Annotated in this window: 17 protein-coding genes and 1 other RNA gene; 9 read left to right on the forward strand and 9 right to left on the reverse strand. The window is 36.4% G+C overall.

Features of this window, described 5'->3' with window-relative positions:
* Window positions 1–526 precede the first annotated feature (526 nt).
* The 6 genes from VKY50_RS01950 to VKY50_RS01975 form a co-directional block, all read right to left on the reverse strand.
* Entirely contained in the window at window positions 527–4,717 is a 4,191-nt protein-coding gene (locus tag VKY50_RS01950; RefSeq protein ID WP_324298302.1) for a hybrid sensor histidine kinase/response regulator transcription factor, read from the reverse strand.
* Window positions 4,718–4,867: 150 nt separating this feature from the next.
* Entirely contained in the window at window positions 4,868–6,043 is a 1,176-nt protein-coding gene (locus VKY50_RS01955) for a lactonase family protein (RefSeq protein ID WP_324298304.1), read from the reverse strand.
* Window positions 6,044–6,435: 392 nt separating this feature from the next.
* Complete coding sequence (rny, locus tag VKY50_RS01960; protein WP_324298306.1) at window positions 6,436–8,001, reverse strand: ribonuclease Y; 1,566 nt, start codon at window positions 7,999–8,001, stop codon at window positions 6,436–6,438.
* 51 nt (window positions 8,002–8,052) lie between these two features.
* Window positions 8,053–8,182: non-coding RNA, 6S RNA (ssrS, locus tag VKY50_RS01965), on the reverse strand.
* Between the two features lie 67 nt (window positions 8,183–8,249).
* Window positions 8,250–8,537: a cell division protein ZapA gene (locus VKY50_RS01970; RefSeq protein WP_324298308.1), complete on the reverse strand. Its 288-nt coding sequence runs from the start codon at window positions 8,535–8,537 to the stop codon at window positions 8,250–8,252.
* 16 nt (window positions 8,538–8,553) lie between these two features.
* The gene (locus VKY50_RS01975; protein WP_324298310.1) at window positions 8,554–8,844 is read right to left on the reverse strand and encodes a hypothetical protein; all 291 of its coding nucleotides are present in this window, start codon (window positions 8,842–8,844) and stop codon (window positions 8,554–8,556) included.
* Between the two features lie 171 nt (window positions 8,845–9,015).
* On the opposite strand from VKY50_RS01975, the gene VKY50_RS01980 reads away from it, so the two are divergent.
* Window positions 9,016–10,698: a M23 family metallopeptidase gene (locus VKY50_RS01980; protein WP_324298312.1), complete on the forward strand. Its 1,683-nt coding sequence runs from the start codon at window positions 9,016–9,018 to the stop codon at window positions 10,696–10,698.
* A gap of 241 nt (window positions 10,699–10,939) precedes the next feature.
* Window positions 10,940–11,572 (forward strand): hypothetical protein, encoded by a 633-nt coding sequence (locus VKY50_RS01985; protein ID WP_324298314.1) that lies wholly within the window; start codon window positions 10,940–10,942, stop codon window positions 11,570–11,572.
* A gap of 6 nt (window positions 11,573–11,578) precedes the next feature.
* Here the strand turns inward: VKY50_RS01985 and VKY50_RS01990 are convergent, their stop codons facing one another.
* A complete protein-coding gene (locus tag VKY50_RS01990) occupies window positions 11,579–12,535 on the reverse strand; it encodes a PhoH family protein (RefSeq protein WP_324298316.1) in 957 nt (318 codons plus the stop codon).
* Between the two features lie 190 nt (window positions 12,536–12,725).
* Here VKY50_RS01990 and VKY50_RS01995 point away from each other — a divergent pair, with 190 nt between their 5' ends.
* The 4 genes from VKY50_RS01995 (at window position 12,726) to dnaN (ending at window position 17,191) form a co-directional block, all read left to right on the forward strand.
* Window positions 12,726–13,553, forward strand: a complete 828-nt coding sequence (locus VKY50_RS01995; protein ID WP_324298318.1) for an SAM hydrolase/SAM-dependent halogenase family protein — start codon at window positions 12,726–12,728, stop codon at window positions 13,551–13,553.
* 69 nt (window positions 13,554–13,622) lie between these two features.
* Window positions 13,623–14,339, forward strand: coding sequence for a gliding motility-associated ABC transporter permease subunit GldF (gene gldF, locus VKY50_RS02000; RefSeq protein WP_324298320.1), 717 nt, complete (start codon window positions 13,623–13,625; stop codon window positions 14,337–14,339).
* Window positions 14,336–16,000, forward strand: a complete 1,665-nt coding sequence (gldG, locus tag VKY50_RS02005; protein ID WP_324298322.1) for a gliding motility-associated ABC transporter substrate-binding protein GldG — start codon at window positions 14,336–14,338, stop codon at window positions 15,998–16,000. The genes gldF and gldG overlap by 4 nt, the downstream gene beginning before the upstream one ends.
* A 72-nt stretch (window positions 16,001–16,072) precedes the next feature.
* Entirely contained in the window at window positions 16,073–17,191 is a 1,119-nt protein-coding gene (gene dnaN, locus VKY50_RS02010) for a DNA polymerase III subunit beta (protein WP_324298324.1), read from the forward strand.
* A gap of 152 nt (window positions 17,192–17,343) precedes the next feature.
* On the opposite strand, the gene VKY50_RS02015 is transcribed toward dnaN, so the two are convergent.
* Window positions 17,344–17,685, reverse strand: a complete 342-nt coding sequence (locus tag VKY50_RS02015) for a DUF4870 domain-containing protein (protein WP_324298327.1) — start codon at window positions 17,683–17,685, stop codon at window positions 17,344–17,346.
* 166 nt (window positions 17,686–17,851) lie between these two features.
* Complete coding sequence (locus tag VKY50_RS02020) at window positions 17,852–18,349, reverse strand: Dps family protein (protein WP_324298329.1); 498 nt, start codon at window positions 18,347–18,349, stop codon at window positions 17,852–17,854.
* Window positions 18,350–18,519: 170 nt separating this feature from the next.
* Between VKY50_RS02020 and mnmE the strand changes: the two genes are divergently transcribed.
* From mnmE to VKY50_RS02035, 3 genes are all read left to right on the forward strand, one after another.
* The gene (mnmE, locus tag VKY50_RS02025; RefSeq protein WP_324298331.1) at window positions 18,520–19,944 is read left to right on the forward strand and encodes a tRNA uridine-5-carboxymethylaminomethyl(34) synthesis GTPase MnmE; all 1,425 of its coding nucleotides are present in this window, start codon (window positions 18,520–18,522) and stop codon (window positions 19,942–19,944) included.
* Window positions 19,945–20,189: 245 nt separating this feature from the next.
* On the forward strand, window positions 20,190–20,576 hold the full coding sequence (locus tag VKY50_RS02030) for a helix-turn-helix transcriptional regulator (protein ID WP_324298332.1): 387 nt from the start codon (window positions 20,190–20,192) through the stop codon (window positions 20,574–20,576).
* Window positions 20,563–20,754 (forward strand): helix-turn-helix transcriptional regulator, encoded by a 192-nt coding sequence (locus VKY50_RS02035; RefSeq protein ID WP_324298334.1) that lies wholly within the window; start codon window positions 20,563–20,565, stop codon window positions 20,752–20,754. The genes VKY50_RS02030 and VKY50_RS02035 overlap by 14 nt, the downstream gene beginning before the upstream one ends.
* Window positions 20,755–20,863 lie beyond the last annotated feature (109 nt).

The raw sequence follows: 20,863 nt of genomic DNA on the forward strand, positions 1-20,863 counted from the left end.
TCAACAATACCTCCACTAAGGTTCTCCAATTCAATTTTGAAAAACTATTTTTCATTACGTAAATGTTAAAAAAACACTAAAAGCATACGCACTATTTATTCTGCATTCTCTGTTATTTTTGAAGCATTAAACGCACTACCATTGTAATTGCAACATTTGTTATACCATTTACAACATTTATTATAGCTATGCTTTGTTAAGTGATTGTCACGAAAAAGGAAGTTGCCAAAATTTTTAACATTGATTTAAAGTAAAAGTCTTAAAAATAGTACAAATCAAAATGCTGAGAATTTACCTAGCGCTTCCCTTTGGTTTGTAGAAATAATTGTAGGAAGAAATCTATCAGGTTTAATTCATAAAGATGGCTTCAAAGTTTGAGTATAATGGTAATGACTATAAAGTAGCTGTGCGGTACACTGGCCTTAGGAAGAAACTAGCAATATAAATCCATTGTATAGGGTGATTTAATCATAATTGGGGTAAAGCTATTTAAATTGGCACAATGAAATTAGGATCTATTACTGCCCTATGGTGAACAATTAGAATCAGAGGCACCCTCGTCTTCTACTGTTTCTTCTAGGAGCTGTGTCGGAACAATGCCGAACTGCGCTTTAAAACACTTGGTGAAATAGGAAGAAGAGGAAAATCCTACCGCATAGGACACTTCGCTAATAGTGGTGTTACCAGCGGACAATAGCGCTTTTGCTTTATGGAGTCGAATGTTTCTAATAAATTCATTGGCCGTTTGATTGGTAAGGGCCTTTATTTTTCGATAGACTTGACTACGGCTTAAATTCAGATGTGAGGCTAGGGATTCAACACCAATATTGGGATCGTCCATATTTTTAGAGATGTAATCTAATGCCTTTTGGATAAACTCTTTATCTAAGGAAGTGGTATTTGAATTTTCATCAACCTCACTAATAGCACTAAAATACTTATTAAAAATAAGCTGCCTACTGCTAATGAGTTGAGATAACCTTAGTTTAATTAATCGAATATCAAAAGGTTTTACCATATAAGCATCTGCTCCAATCTCAATTCCTTCAATACGATCCTCAATTTTAGCTTTCGCCGTTAACATTAAAACGGGGATATGACTTGTTCTCATGTCCGTCTTAATCTCTCTACAGAATTCAAAACCATTCATTTTTGGCATAATGACATCAGTGATTATCACATCAGGTAAAATATCTTTTGTAATTTTAAGTCCTTGCTCTCCGTTACTAGCTACCAATACTTTGTATTGGTTTTTAAAGGCTTGTTGTAAGTATGACCTCAGTTCTATATTATCCTCTACAAGTAGTAACGTATGAGGTGATATCTGTTCATTTTCTTGCCGCTCTTCTACCTCCTGGTACTCCGCCATAGGATCTTCCAAAGTATCACTCTGCAGGACTTCTAATTTCTTTGAAGTATCCACAGCAAACTCCTCTTCTAAGAAATGATCCTTACCATCTGGTAATATAATTTTAAAAGAAGTACCTTTTCCAGGCTCGCTTTCTACTTCAATTTTCCCCTTATGTAACTGAACAAAACTTTGAACGACTTCAAGTCCTATCCCAGTACCACCATAATAACTGTGATTTTGGTTCTCCACTTGGTAAAAGCGATCAAACATATGTGTCATCTGTTCTTTTTCAAGTCCGATTCCAGTATCGGTAACCACCACTTCGATTGCGGGAGCTTTAAAGTTTTCATCAACTAAGGGAAATGCCACCATCTGATCTTTGGCATACACTGCCACATTTATAGCTCCTCCTTCAAAGGAAGCTTTAAAAGCATTTGAAATCACATTAAAAATTACCTTTTCTAGTAGGTTTTCATCTCCCCAGATCATTAATTGTTCATCATCTTTATCAAAGGATAGATCGATATTTCTATTTAGCGCCTCTTCCTTGTAATGTCCAACAATTTGCAAAACAAGTTGAGCTATATCAAATTCTGTTACCTTTAAGTGGACTTTGTTGAGTTCGAGTTTTCTAAAATCGAGCAATTCATTGACCAATCGGTGTAAACGCTGGGTATTTTTGTGGATTATGGCATGCTTTTCACGTAGTCTTGGAGGAAGATTTAAATCGTCATTTTGCAAAATATCCTGAATAGGATTCATAATAAGAGTAAGTGGGGTTCTGAATTCATGTGAAATATTGGTGAAAAACTGAAATTTCTTCTCATTGAGCTGCTCCTGTTGGATACGTTTTTCTTCCTCATATTTCTCCCGCTGTTTATTTCGTATTCTATTTTGTGTCATCTTATTAAGTATCAAGATAGCACTAAAAAATAGCAACAAATAGCAAGCCAACGCCCAATTCGACTTCCACCATGGTGGCAATACTTCTATATAGAGCTCAAGTGGCTCCTTATTCCATGTACCATCGTTATTGGATGACTTTAGTCTAAAGATATAATTACCAGGGTCTAGATTTGTATAGGTAGCACTCCTGACGTTTCCTACGTAATTCCAATTATCTTCGTATCCAGCCAAATAATAAGCATACTCATTTTTTTCTGGTCTAGTGTAGTTTATTCCAGAATATTCAATAGTAAACACCGACTGCTTACTTGTAAAAGTAATACTATCCGTTTGAGCGATTACTTTAGTGAGTGGTGAATTCGGTTGTGAGGGAAGTACCTTGTTATTAAATATTTTTAAATCTGAAAGATAAAGTAAGGTCTCTTGCTGATTGTATTTTATGGTCTTAGGATTAAAAAAATCCATCCCCTCGTAACCACCAAAATAGAGATTCCCTTCTCCGTCATTAAATACCGCATTCATATTGTAATCATTGGAGAGCAAACCGTCACTTTGATCAAAATTAGAAGTCTCTCCCGTCTTAGGATCGAGTCTTACAATTCCAGAATTTCCAGCTGCCCATATCTCATTCTGATCACTCTCAATAATGCTACAGACATTCTCTAAATGGAAACCTCCAAGTTGATTATACCATTGTAAGGAATCCGTATCAGGGCGATATGCTGCCATCCCTGCACCTTTGGTTCCAAGCCAAATGGTTCCATCGCTACTTTCCATTAAGGAAAGAATATGATTTGCAGTGGTTACATTATTATACTGCTCAGCTAAGCGATTAAACAACGAGCTCACCTTAAATTCTCCATTTGTCAGCTTTTGGACTTTGTACAAACCATAAGTTGTTCCTAGCCAAATCTGATCCTTGCTGTCAACTAATACCTTCCATATATCTAAAGTATGGATGCCTTGTTCGAAAAAATCTCCCGTATTATGATTTGTAAATGACCTTGATTTAGGATTATAGGAATGTAATCCATTACGAAAACTAGCAAACCACATGGTGCCTTTGGAGTCTTCAGCTATACTTACCACTGTATTGGATTGTAATCCTCCTGCAGTATTCTCGACCGTATAATTTACAAAATGGTGTGTGCCTTTTTTTAAAAAATATATACCATTGTCCCAACTTCCAGCCCATACATTCCCTTGACTATCTATGAAAACCGACAAAATATAATCCCCATCTAAACCGCTATAGACTCCTTGATCTTTTTTGTTGATATGAGTATAAACACCTGTTTTTTTATTGATAATATCGATACCACCACCGTCCATTCCTACCCAGAGGTTTCCACTGTCATCCTGATCAATTGAGGCGACTGATGCCGCATGCAGTGAATTAATATTATTGTAAAGGCTTTCATACCCTTTAAACTTATCGTAAAACTCATCATAAATAGCCACCCCTTTATTATAATAACCCAACCATATTCTCTTATCACGATCCAAGAATAGCGACCATATCGAATTTGAAAGCAGGCTCTGTTCATCTTTATTAGAAGATATATAATGATGGATCAGTTCCCCTTGTTCATTTAGTTGATATAAACCGTCATTCTCCGTACCACACAGTATCCCACCACCTTCTATGAACTCCAAGGCAAAAAATGGATAGGAAGAAATTCCTAATTTCTGTATATGTCGTACTCCGGACTGATCCATATGGCTAATCTTGTAGAGACCATCCGAAGAGGTTCCAGTCCAAAGATTATCCTTGGCATCAATCACTAAGGTTTGCGTTCCTGAATTTAATTGTTCATGGTTTGCAAAAACGGCAGGCTCTAACACATTTTCTTTTTCATTATAAAGAAGAATCCCGTGATTAGTAGCCGCATACATACCGCCATCTTTATCTATTTTAAGTACATGAACCGATAATGGTATCGAAAGATCAATATGACGTGTCTTTATAGAAATTGCTTTACGACTTTGGACATCCATTTTAAAGAGTCCTCTTCCAAAGGTTCCAATGAATAGATTTCCACGGTTATCATCAATAATGCTTCGAATAGAAAGACTTATAGCTGACCCATCACCAAAGTTCTTATTAGGAATTCTCTGAAACAAATCCGTATTTCGGTCATAGAGATTAAGTCCTTGTTCTGTTCCCACCCAAAGTCGATGCTTGCTATCGAGATAGGTCGTAAAAACCATACTGCTGCTCAAGGAAGTAGAATCGTTAAATCGGTGACGATATGATTTATACTCTAACCCATCATAGCGATAAAGACCCGATCCGTTGGTTCCCAACCATACAAACCCGTAATCATCCTGGTTAATAGAGTAGACCCCCACCTTAGGCAAATCTTCCATTATACTGACAAATCGAAATTTATCGCCAGAATGTTGCGCTGGCAGCTGCCAGAAAAAGAATAACCAAACAAAGATTTTCAACGACTTCATTAGTAAATACGTTAGGATTATAAGTTAGCGTATTAAGTTCCTTCTCAAAAATATAACAATATAGTAAGTTAAAAATTCTTTTGTGTAAAAAGCCCCTTTTATATGATCTCTAAAAATAATGTAACTGGAGTAAAAGTAAATTCTCCTTCACTAAAAGATGATGCAAACAGGACTTGGGGCATCAATTTGATCGACAAAACTCAATAATCCATTTTGCGCATTGCGTTTAAATGAAACAATAGAATTAGTATACTGATTTGCCACTAAAATATAATTCCCATCAGGTGTTAAAGAAAAATTCCTAGGCCCTTCCCCTCTCACAGATTCATGCCCTTGGACTTGAAGTGTCCCGTCTTCTTTTACACGGAAAATTACTATGGAATTATGCCCTCTATTGGATGCATACAGAAATCTACCATCCTTACTTATATGAATATCGGCTCCTGTATTTTCTTGGTTAAAATTCTCAGGCAACATCGAAACACTTTCATCTTTACTATAGCCATTATCCTTATCATAACGCACCAAGGTAACGGTATTGCTCAGCTCGTTTAACACATATATCCAATCTCCATTAGGGTGAAAAGCTAAGTGTCTTGGACCATCGCCAGGATTTAAGTCCATCGTTTTAGGCGCCAATGGTTCTAAAGTATTCGAATTGGAATCAATGGCAGTAAACCACAACTGATTGCTTCCAAGATCCACGGAGATCACGTTATTTTGAGTAGGATAGAACCATACCGAATGCGCATGGGGTCCATCTTGACGGTCGTTAACTGGTTGAGCGGTGTGTTGGTGGGTGTCTAATAACTCGGACAAGGATCCCTCGTCATCTAATCTTAAAAGACCCGTATTTCCGCCAGTATAATTTGCTGTGAGCACATACCCTTTATCGTTAACGGCTACAAAACAAGGATGTGCCCCTCCTGAGGATTGTTTATTGACAAAAACAAGACTATCACCCTGAACCCTATAGGAAGACACAGTTCCTACGCCATGGTCATCTTTTATCTCATTTACCGCTAATAAAAACTTTCGGTCTCTAGAAAACGCTAAAAAAGAAGGGTTATCAGATACAGCCGCCAATTTTACTTTTCTGAGTTGACCATCTGAGCTTAAAGAATAGGTATAAATACCTTTACTTTTCCCCTCGGTATATGTGCCAACAAAAAAATTAAGGGCGCTTGCCTTCTTCGAGGATGTTAGCTCTTTAGATGATGTTTCAGAATTCGCTTTCATATCCAATTTATCAGACCCAGCTGTTGTGCTTTTTTCTTTACACGATCCCATGGTAATTACCACAAGGATGGCCATTATATATTTCATTTTTTAATTTGTATGGTTAATGCGTGAGTAAGATACAATTTCTGATGTATTTGCCATTACAAGGTTTGAAAATATTGCAAATTAACAGGTGATTTTTAGTTTTAGTTGAACAAAACTGGAATAATTATATATAATTTAAAATGACATTCCAGGTCATAAGGCCCTTTACAACCAGTGATTTCCACAATTTTTACGTTGTTTTTGATCAAGTACGGTTATGGGCATCTTTATAAGCTAATTATAACCTCCATGTCACATGTACTCAAAACGACTAATAATCTAGTCATTGCCAAGTATACATAACAAAAGACCAATCATACTTGATTGGCCTTATTTTGCTTCCCTAGACAGGGAGGTGCTTTTATCCTTGATTAATTTTTTGATGAAATAGGCTATTTCGCAATATTTACAGCCCTAGTTTCACGGATAACGGTGATTTTAACTTGACCAGGGTAGGTCATATCCGTTTGAATCTTTTGAGAAATTTCAAACGACAATTCAGCTGCCTTATCATCACTCACCTTTTCGCTCTCAACAATAACTCTTAGCTCTCTACCAGCTTGGATGGCATAGGCTTTTTTAACCCCGGTAAATGCAAAGGCAATCTCCTCAAGGTCTTTAAGACGCTGGATATAAGAATCCAACACCTGACGTCTAGCACCGGGTCTTGCGCCGCTAATGGCATCACAAACCTGTACAATAGGAGCCAATAGACTCTTCATTTCAATTTCATCGTGGTGAGCACCAATAGCGTTACAAACTTCTGGTTTTTCGCCATATTTTTCTGCCCATTCCATCCCTAAAATAGCATGAGGAGTTTCAATATCTGTCTCTGGCACTTTACCTATATCGTGTAAAAGACCAGCTCTTTTAGCCAATTTAGAATTCACTCCTAACTCAGCAGCCATCACACTACATAGCTTGGCAACCTCTCTGGAGTGTTGCAACAGGTTTTGACCATATGAAGATCGGTATTTCATTCTACCCACTGCCTTGATCAGCTCTGGATGCAATCCGTGAATTCCTAAGTCTATTACCGTACGTTTTCCAACTTCAATGATTTCTTCTTCAATCTGTTTTCTAGTCTTCTTTACCACCTCTTCAATTCGTGCTGGGTGTATACGACCATCGGTAACCAGTCTATGTAAAGACAGCCGCGCAACCTCTCTTCGTACCGAATCAAAGCACGAAAGGATGATCGCCTCTGGAGTATCGTCTACTATGATTTCAACGCCGGTTGCCGATTCAAGTGCACGGATATTCCTACCCTCTCTTCCAATAATGCGCCCTTTCACGTCATCTGACTCTAAATTAAAAACAGATACACAGTTATCGATAGCTTCTTCTGTCCCAATGCGCTGAATGGTATTTACAATTACTTTTTTAGCCTCTTGTTGAGCAGTAAGCTTAGCCTCCTCCATAGTGTTTTGGATAAAGGTCATGGCATCACTTTTAGCCTCCCCTTTAAGAGATTCCACGAGTTGTGCCTTCGCCTCCTCAGCAGAAAGACCTGAAATAACCTCTAACTGCTCTATTTTACTTTTGTGAAGTCTATCCACCTCACTTTGTCTTTTCTCTAAAAACTCCAATCGAAAGTCGTAATCCTTACTCTTTGCTTCTAGTTCGCTGGTCAATTTCTTGTTCTTGGATAATTCATTTGATACCTGAGATTCCTTATCTCTAGTACGTTTCTCTGCCTCGGCCATCTTTTTATCCTTCGCGACAATCACTTTTTCGTGTTCGGCCTTTAATTCTAAGAACTTTTCTTTTGCCTGAAGGATTTTGTCTTTTTTAATACTTTCTCCTTCACTCTTGGCATCTCGTAGTATTTTCTGAGCCTCTTTATGCGCCCTTGAAAGCACTTTGCTCGCTTTCTTTTTCTCTAGAATCTTTGCCACAACAAAGCCCGCTATACCACCTAATAATGCAACAACTATAGATATTGTAATATCATCCATCTTTACGTTTATTTAAAAAAAAAAGCCTACATCGGCATAAAAGTTTTGTACAAACTCCATTAAACAGGTTTAAGGCTACCAAACTGATCAAGGATCCGCTATTCCTTTAGTCTGAAATGAATCAGGGTGCGGCATGCTTTTACAATTTGAACTCACCTTTTTGAATTGATACTTGTTGAGTTTGTCAAAAAAATGCAACCAATGTAGGCAGTAACATTATGTTATTTAAAAGAACTTACTAACTTTATTTACAAATGATTCAACAACAGATCGTTAAGCTTACTTAACCGTTCTTTAGTTTGTTCATTTGTTATTTCTTTATCAATACTTTTTTGCTCTACCTGAGATGCAAACTGAAGCGCACACATAGCCAAAACATCTTGTTTATCTCGCACCGCATAATTTTTCTCAAACTGCTTGATCAATTGATCTATAGTTTTAGCTGCTTTCCTTAAGCCCTCTTCTTGTTCAGGCATTATGGTCAATGGGTACACCCTATCAGCAATAGATATTTTAATCTTTAGCGTATTTGCCATCTCCTTTGGTAAACAATTATTCGGATAGTTGAGTAATACACTCGTCCAATTCCCGAATTAAAGCATTTATTTTAAGCTTAGCTTCTGTTTTATTTTTATTACTGCCAATCATTGAATTAGCCAGTTTGAGCGATTCGTATTTGTCTTTCCATTGTTCTAAGGATAGTTCCAAATTCTTATTGTTAAGCTTCGATTTTGCCAATTCCTGTTTCAACTGTTGATTAATATCTTGCTGAAGCTTTAAGTTTTCAAGCAGCTTATTAATCTTATCTTCCAGTGAATCAACAATTTCAATCATGTCGCTCATACAGGCATTGTTCAATATATATCTTTACAAAGTTAAGACTCCTTTATATACCTCACAATAGTTTATAAAAATTTCTTTCGTTAGACTAATATAGTGAAAATCGCGTTGATTAGAAGAGAATTTTTAGGATTTGTGTTCAATTCATTAGATTTGCCATATAATATTTGATTCATGCGAACCCTGATTTTTTGTAGTTTATTTTTTACCCAATTTCTATTCTCCCAACAAACTTTTCCACAGGATTATTTTCAGTCTCCACTAGGAATCCCCATTGTTTTATCCGGGAGTTTTGGGGAATTACGATCCAATCATTTCCATTCAGGTTTGGATATAAAAACCCAGCAAAGAGAAGGTCTGGATGTATTTGCGGCAGCCCAAGGGTATGTTTCTAGAATAAAAATACAACATTACGGTTATGGTAAAGCCATCTATCTGTCACACCCCAATGGCTATACAACCGTATATGCGCATTTGCAAAGTTTTAGTCCAAAACTTCAAGCATACGTCAAAGAAAAACAGTACCAAAAGCAGTCCTATGAAATTGAACTCTTCCCCGAGCCAGGGGAGCTTTCTGTAGCAAAAGGTGAACTGATCGCCTACAGTGGAAACACAGGAGGAAGCGGAGGACCACATTTGCATTATGAGATTCGAAATGCGAACTCCGAGCCAATAAACCCGTTGCTTTTTGGATACCAAGTAAAAGATACCAAAGCTCCGAGAATTCTTGGCGTTTACGGCTATGCCCTTAAGAGTGGATCCGTAATTAATAATACCAACAATCGCATAGAACTTCGTCTGACCAAAAAGGACGAAAACACCTACCTTGCTGATAAGATCTATGCCCAAGGAACCATCGGACTAGGTGTTGAGACCTACGATCAGTTCGATATGGCTTATAATAAAAATGGGGCTTATAAGATATGTACCAAGATTGACGGGGTCACCAACTTTGAATATAATTTTACAAGCTTTTCATTTTCGGAAAGCAGGTATATCAACACCTTGATTGATTATCCTACCTATGTCAATAAACGAAAACGAATACAGAAGTGCTACATTGAACCCTATAACAGACTGAGTATTTACAACAAAAAGGATAACAATGGCCTGATTACTGTAGAACAAGGAAAAAACTACACTATTCACCTAGAGGTTTCAGATTTGGCTGGCAATGTCAGTGTTGTTGAAATACCAATAGAGGGAAGAAAGCAAGACTTACTGAATGCCAGGGAGGATTTCGAATCAGAGAACTACCTTATTTGTGAACGTGATAACATTTATAGAGCTGGAAAGGCCACCATCTATTTTCCAAAAAACTCATTTTATCACGACCTCTTCCTAGATCTACAACAAAAAGGGGATACCATTAAAATTCACAATCACGATGTACCTATGCGAAAGAATTACACCCTGAGCCTAGAATTAGATTCTATCAAAGCGGATATCGATAAGTATTTTATTGCCAGTATCAGTGATAATGGCCACCTTTCCTATCAAAACACGTATCGCAAATCCAATATACTAAGCACCCGCACTCGTACTCTTGGAGATTTCATAGTATCAAAAGATACCATCGCTCCTACAATTCGTCCTTCAAACTTTCAGGATGGTCAATGGCTCTCAAATTTTAAAACCTTAAAACTCATTATTACGGATGATTTAAGTGGTATTAATACTTATAAAGCTACCATCAACAACCAATGGGTTCTAATGGAATACGATTATAAGGAAAACACGCTAACCTATGATCTGAGTGATATCGACTTCAAAGATACCATGCACCGATTAGAAGTTGTCGTAACTGACAATGTTGGTAATAGCACGACTTATAAGGCGGTATTTCATCAGAAGTAATACCGAAAATAACTCCTCCTAGATCATTCTAAAGGAAACGTTAAAACCTCAAAAAACTAGAATTATCATCGAGAAAACAATGGCCAAATTGTAGAATTTCAATACTTTTGACCTCGCTCAGATAAACACAACCTATAACGAAGTAATCGATTATTTCGACACACCCCGTTTTAAGTGACCACGCCACATTAAACATAGTTCTAATTTAAAAAATACAAAGCAAGAATAAGGCGCTAATAATATGAAGAAATTACTATTCTCCCTTGCCACACTTCTAGTAATTGCAAGCGGATTCGGACAAAAATTAATTTATCAAAGCGAACAATTTGAGGAGCTAAGTAAAGACCATAAAACCGTTGCCATCCTGCCCTTTAAGGCACGCTTAGAGCTAGAGAATCAAAATTTAACAAGCGAACAATTAGAATCACTTCAGGAAAAAGAAGGATATGAGGTTCAAAATGCGCTCGAATCTTATTTTTTAAAACTCCATAAACGTAAAGATTACCGCGTTTCGTTCCAAGATATTAAAAACACCAATGCTATTTTGGCCAAAAATGATATTTCGGAAAAGAATATTGACATCTACACCTCACAGCAACTTTGTAAAATTCTAGATGTCGATGCGGTAATATCAGGTGATCTAACCCTTAAAGCACTTATTTCAAAAGGAGTATCCACAGATTTCGATTTGATATCATTCCTATCTGGAACTTCGGACTATGGCCGAATCGCCATTAAATTAAGTGACGGGGAAACGGGTAAACTGTTATGGAAATACGAAAAAGTAATCAATCGAAAATCGGGTAAAAACACCTATGACATCATAGAGGCTATGATGCGAAAATCAACCCGTAAATTTCCTTATGATAAGTAAGCCTAGTTAGGCATTACTGTGTTCTATCTTTTTATAAGATGATATGATTTCTTTGACCAAACGATGGCGAATGACATCCTTGTCATCAAGATAAAGTATTCCAATACCTTTAACATCCTTTAAAATCAATATAGCTTCCTTTAATCCAGAGGTAATTCGACGAGGTAGATCAATTTGGCCTGGGTCTCCAGTGATCATGAATTTCGCATTTTTACCCATTCTAGTTAAGAACATTTTCATCTGGGCATGTGAGGTGTTTTGAGCCTCATCCAAGATTACAAAAGCATTATCAAGGGTACGCCCTCTCATGAAGGCCATTGGGGCGATTTGAATAATTCCAGTTTCAATGTAATTTTGAAGTTTTTCAGGAGAAATCATATCCCTTAGTGCATCATATAATGGCTGCATATACGGATCGAGTTTTTCTTTTAAATCACCTGGCAAAAAGCCTAAATTCTCTCCAGCTTCAACAGCTGGTCTGGTAAGTATGATACGTCGTACTTGTTTTTCTTTTAGCGCCTTTACCGCTAGAGCAACCCCAGTATAGGTTTTTCCTGTACCTGCAGGCCCAATAGCAAAAACCATATCGTTCTTTTTCATCAGGTCGACTAACTTTTGCTGATTGACGGTCTGAGCCTTAATTAAACGACCATTAACGCCATGAACCAACACCTCCCCATTTGTGGCAACTTCAATATACTCCTGTCCATTATCACTCATCAAAATACGCTCGATGATGTTTTCATCCAGTTTATTGTACTTGCCAAAGTGGGTCACAAGCATGTCTAAACGCTTGTCAAATTCCTCCAAATGATCTTGATCACCATAGACCTTTATTTTATTCCCTCTAGCAACTATTTTTAATTTTGGAAAATATTTCTTTAACAAATCAATATTAGCATTCCCTGCCCCAAAGAATTCTTTAGGGTTAATCTCTGTTAGTTCAATAATGAGTTCGTTCAAAAGCTTTAATTTATGTGAATATTTCTTTAACGGATCTTAACACAAAAAGTATGTTTTTAAATGGATAATTCTGTTACTTTTTAGTAGGTTTGTGTTTGGTTTTACCTCAATCTCCAAAAACCAGATTGGCATATAACAAACTTAAGTAAAAAATTCGCTCTTAAATTAAAAAAACAACAACAATTCGCAAATGGCTATATTAACATTAACTACAGATTTTGGGATCAGAGACCACTTTGTAGGTGCCATCAAGGGGTATATCCTCAGCGAAATAGAGCATGCCAACATTGTGGATATCTCGCACAATGTTAGCCCATTCAATATTTTAGAGGCTTCTTATATTTTAAAAAACGCCTATAAAACATTTCCCAAAGGAACCATACACATCATTGGAGTTGATTCAGAACTCACCCTAGTTAACAAACATGTCGCGGCTCTTATCGACGATCATTATTTCATAGGCGCAGACAATGGTATTCTGTCCTTCTTAACGGCGGAAATCAAACCAGAGAAGTTAGTAGAGATCAATATCCACGATCGAATTTCAAGTGTTTTTCCAGTTTTAGATGTGTTTATAAATGTTGCCGCACATATTACAAGAGGTGGTACTTTAGATGTCATAGGAAAACCTTTAGCTCAGCTTAAAACATTAAAGGACCTAGAACCCACCATAAACCACCAAGAGGATCAAATTACTGGAAATGTGATTTACATAGACAATTATGGGAATGTGGTGACTAACATTCCAAGAAAGTTATTTGAGAAACATCGCAGGGGAAGAAATTTTGTGTTGTGGGCACGGAATCATAAATTTACCAAGATTCATTCGAAGTATAGCGATATTATAAATTTTGACTCTGATATACAGATTAATAAGGATGGAGAGAAATTGGCTATATTTAACTCCGCAAATTTAATTGAAATCGCTATATACAAAAGTAACTTGGACACCGTAGGGGGTGCTTCTAGCTTACTAGGACTCAACTATAGAGATGTGGTCACTTTAAAGTTTACTTAAATTCAACTACTTAAACCTAAATCTTTAACTCAAAATGATCAACTTATCTTTAAACCCTAACATTCGCCCATGAGAGCAATCATAAATAGAGAAATTAGCAGTTTCTTCTGCTCCCCTATCGGGTACCTAGTTATCGGTTTATTTTTGTGTTTAAATGGTTTATTCCTGTGGTTATTTAAGGGTAATTTTAATATTCTTGAAAGTGGTTTTGCTGACCTTTACCCTTTTTTTCAATTAGCTCCTTGGGTTTTATTGCTACTTATTCCCGCTGTGACTATGAGCACTATAGCTCAGGAAAAAAAATCAGGTACTCTAGAGCTCTTGCTTTCCCACCCTATTACAAAGAAGCATTTGATACTTGGGAAATTTTTCGGAAGTTTTATTCTAATTATCTTAGCTTTAATCCCAACGCTACTGTACGTCTATGCTATTTGGACTTTGGCAAGCCCGCAAGGTGCTATTGATCTCGGTAGTATTAGTGGATCTTATTTTGGATTATGTTTTTTAATAGGAAGCTATACGGCTATTGGCATCTTCACCTCCTCCTGTACAGAGAATCAAATTACCGCTTTCATCTCGGCTATGCTTATTTGTTTTGTATGTTATTATGGGTTAGCCGAATTTTCAGCTTTAAACGGACTAAATTTTTTGGAATCTTGGAGCTTAAAATACCACTATGAAAGTATTAGTCGTGGGGTATTGGATCTAAGAGATCTTATTTATTTCAGTAGCATTATCTGCTTCTTTTTATTTTTGACCACCCTAAAATTGAGCCATAAACAGTGAGTAGAATTAAAAACATAGCAAAGAAAATACTGCTCCCAATTGTATTGCTGTTTGCAGTCAATTATATTTCCTCATTTTTTGTAGTACGCGTGGACCTAACCAAGGATCAACGCTATACCCTATCTAAACCAACAAAAGAGCTTCTTAAGAAGGTTGATAGACCTATTTTTATTGATGTTCTATTAGGAGGAAATCCACCCGCTGAATTCAAGCGTCTTCAAACAGAGACAAAACAACTACTCGAAGAATTTAGCAACGTAAATGATTACATTATTTTCAATATTGTGGATCCCTTGGAAAGCGGAGGAACCAAAGAGCAAATCGCGCAATCACTTATGGAATTGGGTCTCACTCCAGCTAGTGTAACAATAGAGGAAGGTAATAGCGTCTCTAGAGAAATGATCTTCCCTTGGGCCATGGTAAACTCTGGCAGTAAAACAGTCAAAGCATCGCTTCTAAATAACAGTCTAGGAGCCAATTCAGAAGCTCGTATAAACAATTCAGTACAGCAACTCGAACACACCTTGGCCGATGCTATTTACCAAGTTACCATCACCGATAAAAAGTCCATAGCGGTGATTAAAGGTCAGGGTGAGATGGATGATAAGTACATGGCAGACTTTTTACGTAACCTACAGGGATATTACCATCTAGCTGAATTCAACATGGATTCACTACATCAACAGCCTCAGGCAACTTTAGAAAACCTTAAGCGGTTCCAAGCAGCCATCATCGCAAAGCCCACCCAAGGGTTTTCAGAAAATGAAAAAATGATCCTAGATCAATATATAATAAGTGGTGGGAAAACACTGTGGTTATTGGATCAGGTTGCGGCTGATTTAGACAGTTTGCAGAATGACAATTTTAGATCCCTTGCATTCCCGATGGATTTAAATCTAGATGACATGTTATTTAAGTATGGGGTACGCATCAATAAGGACCTTGTCCAAGATCTCATATCAACACCCGTGACTGTTACCGATGCCAATGGCGAGATCCCTTTAAATTGGTTCTACAGTCCAATGGTCGCATCTTTAAACAATCATCCGATAAACAACAGTCTCAATGTCGTAAAACTAGAGTTTGCCAACAGTATAGACACCCTTTCCAATGGCATTGACAAAACGATTTTACTCCAGAGTTCTAACCAATCAAGGGCAGTTGGAGTGCCAAGAAATTATAGTTTAGATGAATTCGATAACCCACCAAACCTATCAGAATTTAGTGGGGAACCTAAAATGTTAGGAGTACTTTTAGAGGGTCAATTTAATTCTGCTTATAGCAACCGTGTAAAACCATTTATTCCAGATGCTATGGTCGAGAAAAACCAGTACCCTAACAAGATGATTATAATAAGTGATGGGGATATTATCAATTATACATATGCTAATAAGAAACCACTCGTCGGGGGAATTGATCCTTGGACCAAACAACTCTATAGCAATAGAAATTTTTTACTTAATTGCGTTAATTACCTTGTTCAAGATAATGGACTTATAAACATTCGTTCAAAGGAAATATATATTTCCCTCCTTGACAAGCAAAAATCTTATGAACAAAAAACATGGTGGCAACTAGTAAACATAGGAGTTCCCATAGTTACATTGCTCCTTTTTGGGTCAATTTTTTATTATGTAAGACGGAAAAAATATGGACATTAAATGTTAATAAGTTATTTTCCAAAAAAAAATCAATTCAGATATCTTTGTAAGTGATAGAAAATTAAGCATTCGATGAAATTTATTATATCAAGTACGTATTTATTAAAACAACTTCAGGTTTTAGGAGGTGTAATCAATAGTAAAAACACCCTCCCAATCCTAGATAATTTTTTGTTTGAGTTAGATAAAGATAAATTAACGGTTTCAGCATCCGATTTAGAAACTACAATGAGTGCTGTGCTAGAGGTTGAATCAGATTCGCAGGGAAATATCGCGGTACCCGCCCGGCTTCTCTTGGATATTTTGAAAACCTTTCCAGAGCAACCATTGACTTTTATCGTTGAAAACAACAACACCATCGAGATTAACTCGAATCATGGTAAATATGCGTTAGCTTATGCAGATGGTGCTGAATTCCCTAATTCTATCGAGTTAGAAGAAGCCAGTACCACAGTCATCTTAGGTGATATACTTGCAACAGCAATCAACAAAACAATATTTGCCTCTGGGAATGATGAACTTAGACCGGTGATGAACGGAGTCTTTTTTCAATTCTCCACTGAGAATTTAACATTTGTTGCCACCGATGCACATAAGCTGGTTAAATATCAAAGAACAGATGTAACTGCTGATCAGGTTGCTGAATTTATCATGCCTAAAAAACCATTGAATATTCTAAAAGGTATCTTAGAGGGCAGCGAAAGTGAAGTGAAAATTGAATATAATGTGAGTAACGCAAAGTTCACCTTTGATAATATGGAACTCATCTGTAGACTCATCGACGGGAAATACCCTAATTACGAGGCTGTAATTCCTAAAGAAAACCCAAATAAACTAACGATCAGTAGGTCTCAATTCTACAGTACCGTACGTAGGGTTTCCATATTCTCAAATAAAACTACCCATCAGATCCGATTAAAAATCGCAGGTGCAGAGTTGAATATTTCTGCCGAAGATATCGATTACAGTAACAAAGCAGAAGAACGATTGACTTGTGACTACCAAGGTGACGATATGGCTATTGGATTCAATTCAAAATTCTTAAATGAAATGCTAAGTAATTTGAATTCAGATAATGTTACCCTAGAGATGAGTATGCCAAGCAGAGCTGGTATCCTCTCTCCTATTGATGGATTGGATGAAGGTGAACACATTACCATGTTAGTTATGCCAGTAATGATCAACGATTAAATTTAAAACTATATATTATTACCCACATTTGGTGGGACTACCGAAATACCAAGTAATAAACCCCGTCTAAATTATGTGTTAATTTAGAGCGGGGTTTTTTAATTATGGAAATGACTATTAACGAATTCTAATGAAATGATCGGGGACAATTATTAATTTATTATGTGCAAGCTAAAAGGATAATAAGGGGCTTTTCCATTACTTGAATTAACTGCGTTTACAATGGGTAAAATCAAGGACATAATTACAATAGCAAAGAGGGCTATGAGCCCAAACCCAAAAAGAAAAATCAAAGGAACGCTGATTAGCGCGTAAAGGAATATACTAATTTGAAAATTCAAAATTGCCTTGCCGTGCTTATCCATGTTAATGACGCTGTCTTTTTTTACTAACCATAGAATAAGGGGTAAAATAAAACCACCTATCCCTATAAAATAATACAGTAATTGACTAAGGTGGGTAACTGCTAAAAGCTGATTATCTGTCCGTTTCATGATTTACTTTTCAATTGGTGTATATCCATAAGACGCTAATACACTAAAAATGTTACAAATCAATCTCCTATTTATAACCAATTTGCTTGGAAGAAAAATCAAAAACAGCTGGCAAAAGCCAGCTGTTTCCATAATCTCTTTAAAAGACCAAAGGTTGCTAAATAATTTATGAGGTTGACTTAGCTACCGTTTGAACTGTCTTGGTTCGCCATGCATCGAGCATCCAAGATGTCTTTTCCAATTCACGAATATACGCCCCTATCATATCAACAGTACCTTCATCTCCTCCATCTTCTGCTATATCAAGTACTTTTCGCATTTGCTCTAGTAGTGGAGCATGATCTTTTAAAAGCGCATCAATCATTTGCCTGTCTTTAAGGTCAGAGTCAGACTCCTTGATATTTGAAATATCAAGGTATTGAGAGAGGTTACTTAATGGCTGACTTCTCAAGGTCAATATACGTTCAGCTATTTCATCAATCTTAATCTTAGCATCGTTGTATAATTCTTCAAATTTATCATGAAGATCAAAGAAATTCTCACCGACAATATTCCAATGGAAATTCCTTAGCTTCTGATAATATAGGTGATAATCAGCAAGTAAAACGTTTAGTTCAAAAACTGTCTTCTCAGTTTTTGATTTGTCCAATTTCAAATAATCCATATTCTTTCTCCTTTTAAATTACATGTTTAATATACGCAAACTAACGGTTATAACCAACAGTTTAACAACAATTAACTATCATAAAATTGATAAAGTTTAATATAGATTTAAAAAATCACACCTGATAGTTGATGTATATATATTTGTATTTTTGTACAAATTTTAAAAGAATGAATACGCAAGATACTATCGCAGCATTAGCCACGCCTTCAGGATCTGGAGCCATTGCAGTTATCAGACTCTCTGGACAACATGCCATTGCTATAGTAGATCGACATTTTAGATCTGTACGCCATAAAAAGTTGAGTGAACAGAAATCTCACACTATTCACCTTGGCCATATCGTTGATGATAATAAGACATATGATGAAGCGTTAGTATCCTTGTTCAAAGCGCCTAACTCTTATACTGGAGAGAACGTAGTAGAGATATCGTGTCATGGATCTCCGTACATTCAACAAGAGCTTTTACAACTATTTTTAAGAAATGGATGTAGAATGGCAGATGCAGGAGAATTCACCCTAAGAGCGTTCCTAAACGGAAAATTGGACCTAAGTCAGGCAGAAGCTGTCGCCGATCTTATAGCTTCTGAAAATGAAGCGAGTCATCAGATTGCCATGCAACAAATGAGAGGCGGATTTAGTAATGAGATCAAAAAATTAAGAGAAGAGCTTTTAAATTTTGCATCTTTAATTGAGCTAGAACTAGACTTTGCAGAAGAGGACGTTGAATTTGCGGATAGAGGTGCGTTCAATGAACTACTAGATAGAATCCAACTGGTATTGAAAAGGCTGATTGATTCCTTTGCAGTAGGTAATGTTATTAAAAATGGTATTCCAGTAGCCCTTGTTGGAGAACCTAATGTAGGTAAGTCCACTTTGCTTAATGCCTTATTAAACGAAGAGCGTGCCATTGTAAGTTCTATTGCTGGAACTACTAGAGATACCATTGAAGACGAAATTAGCATCTGCGGAATCGGGTTTAGATTTATAGACACGGCTGGTATTAGAGACACAAAAGATGAGGTAGAGACCATTGGAATTAAAAAAACTTTTGAAAAAATAGAACAAGCCCAGGTTATTGTTTATATCATCGATAGTCTTAGAGTTAAAGAGGATAAAACAAACATAGAAGCCATTATTGTGGAGCTTAGAAAACTTAGAAATAAATTCCCTCAAAAACCTCTGGTAATTATTGCTAATAAAAAAGATCAATTAAATCAAGAAGTGCAAGATTTTATCTTGAATGAGTTAAACGGTATCATTTCTCAAAAAGATAAAACAAAATCTTTATTACTATCTGCAAAAACAAATTCAGGAGTGGAAGAACTTAAGGATATCCTCTACGACTTTGTTAATACTGGAGCCTTAAGAAACAATGAAACTATTGTTACTAATTCTAGACATTACGACTCGCTACTTAAAGCTTTTGAAGAAATTGACAAGGTCAAAAATGGTATGGCTCATGGTATTCCTAGTGATCTTTTGGCTATAGATATTAGACAGGCAATTCATCATTTTGGCGAAATTACTGGGCAGATTACCTCAGATGATTTACTTGGTAATATTTTCGCCAACTTTTGTATCGGGAAATAGACAGAACTTTTATTCGACATCAATTAACATCAAACAACTGTAAACCAAATTATTAACTATAAGCAAATTCTCATTATTTTCTTATAAAAGGATGTTTTTTGCCAATTTTTTACACCCTATTTACACCTTTTTTTATTAACTTCGAACGAGGTGTAAAAATTTACACCTCGATTGGATATTTTGGCACTTAATGTCACTTAATTAACCAATATCATCTAATAATACACTTAATATTGGTCATTTGAATGAGTTCAAATATTGAAATAACCCGTGTTTGTGAATTTTGCCAAAAAGAATTTTTGGCCAGGACAACCGTTACCAGGTATTGTTCCCATTTGTGCAATAGCAGAGCATATAAAGCTAAAATCAAGTCCGAAAAGATTAAGAAGTCCAATATCGAAACGGTCAGGGCAAAAACCCAAGCATACAAGGAAAAAACGCAAGATATTGAGCTCATAAAAGCGAAAGAATTTTTAACTGTAAAGGATATAACTATCCTGATGAATTGCTCCAGGCAGACTGTTTACAAAATGATTAATTCGGGAAAATTAAAGTCGGTGGATTTGAACATTAAAAAGTTTATTGTGAAGCGATCAACCATTGATAAATTGTTAACCAATGAGCAAGGTTGATTTAAAAGTATTAAATGAAAAAGAAGTCCTGACAGTGAAAGAGGTGGCCACCCTGTTGAATTGTTCAGCGAGATCCGTTTACCGGCATATTAATAACGGAACTATTAAAGCGGTAAATTTGGGCCATAGGTTAACAAGGGTTAAGCGTTCAGATATAGATGATTTATTTAAGGAATGATGAACGCTCCATTCAGTTTGAATAAAAGCAGTTGGATCATGAAAGTACACCTAAGAAAGAAAAAACTCAAAAGCGGGAAGACCAGCCTTTATATCGAATATTATAGAGG

The sequence above is a fragment of the Galbibacter sp. genome (assembly GCF_035306585.1).
Taxonomy (GTDB): Bacteria; Bacteroidota; Bacteroidia; order Flavobacteriales; family Flavobacteriaceae; genus Galbibacter.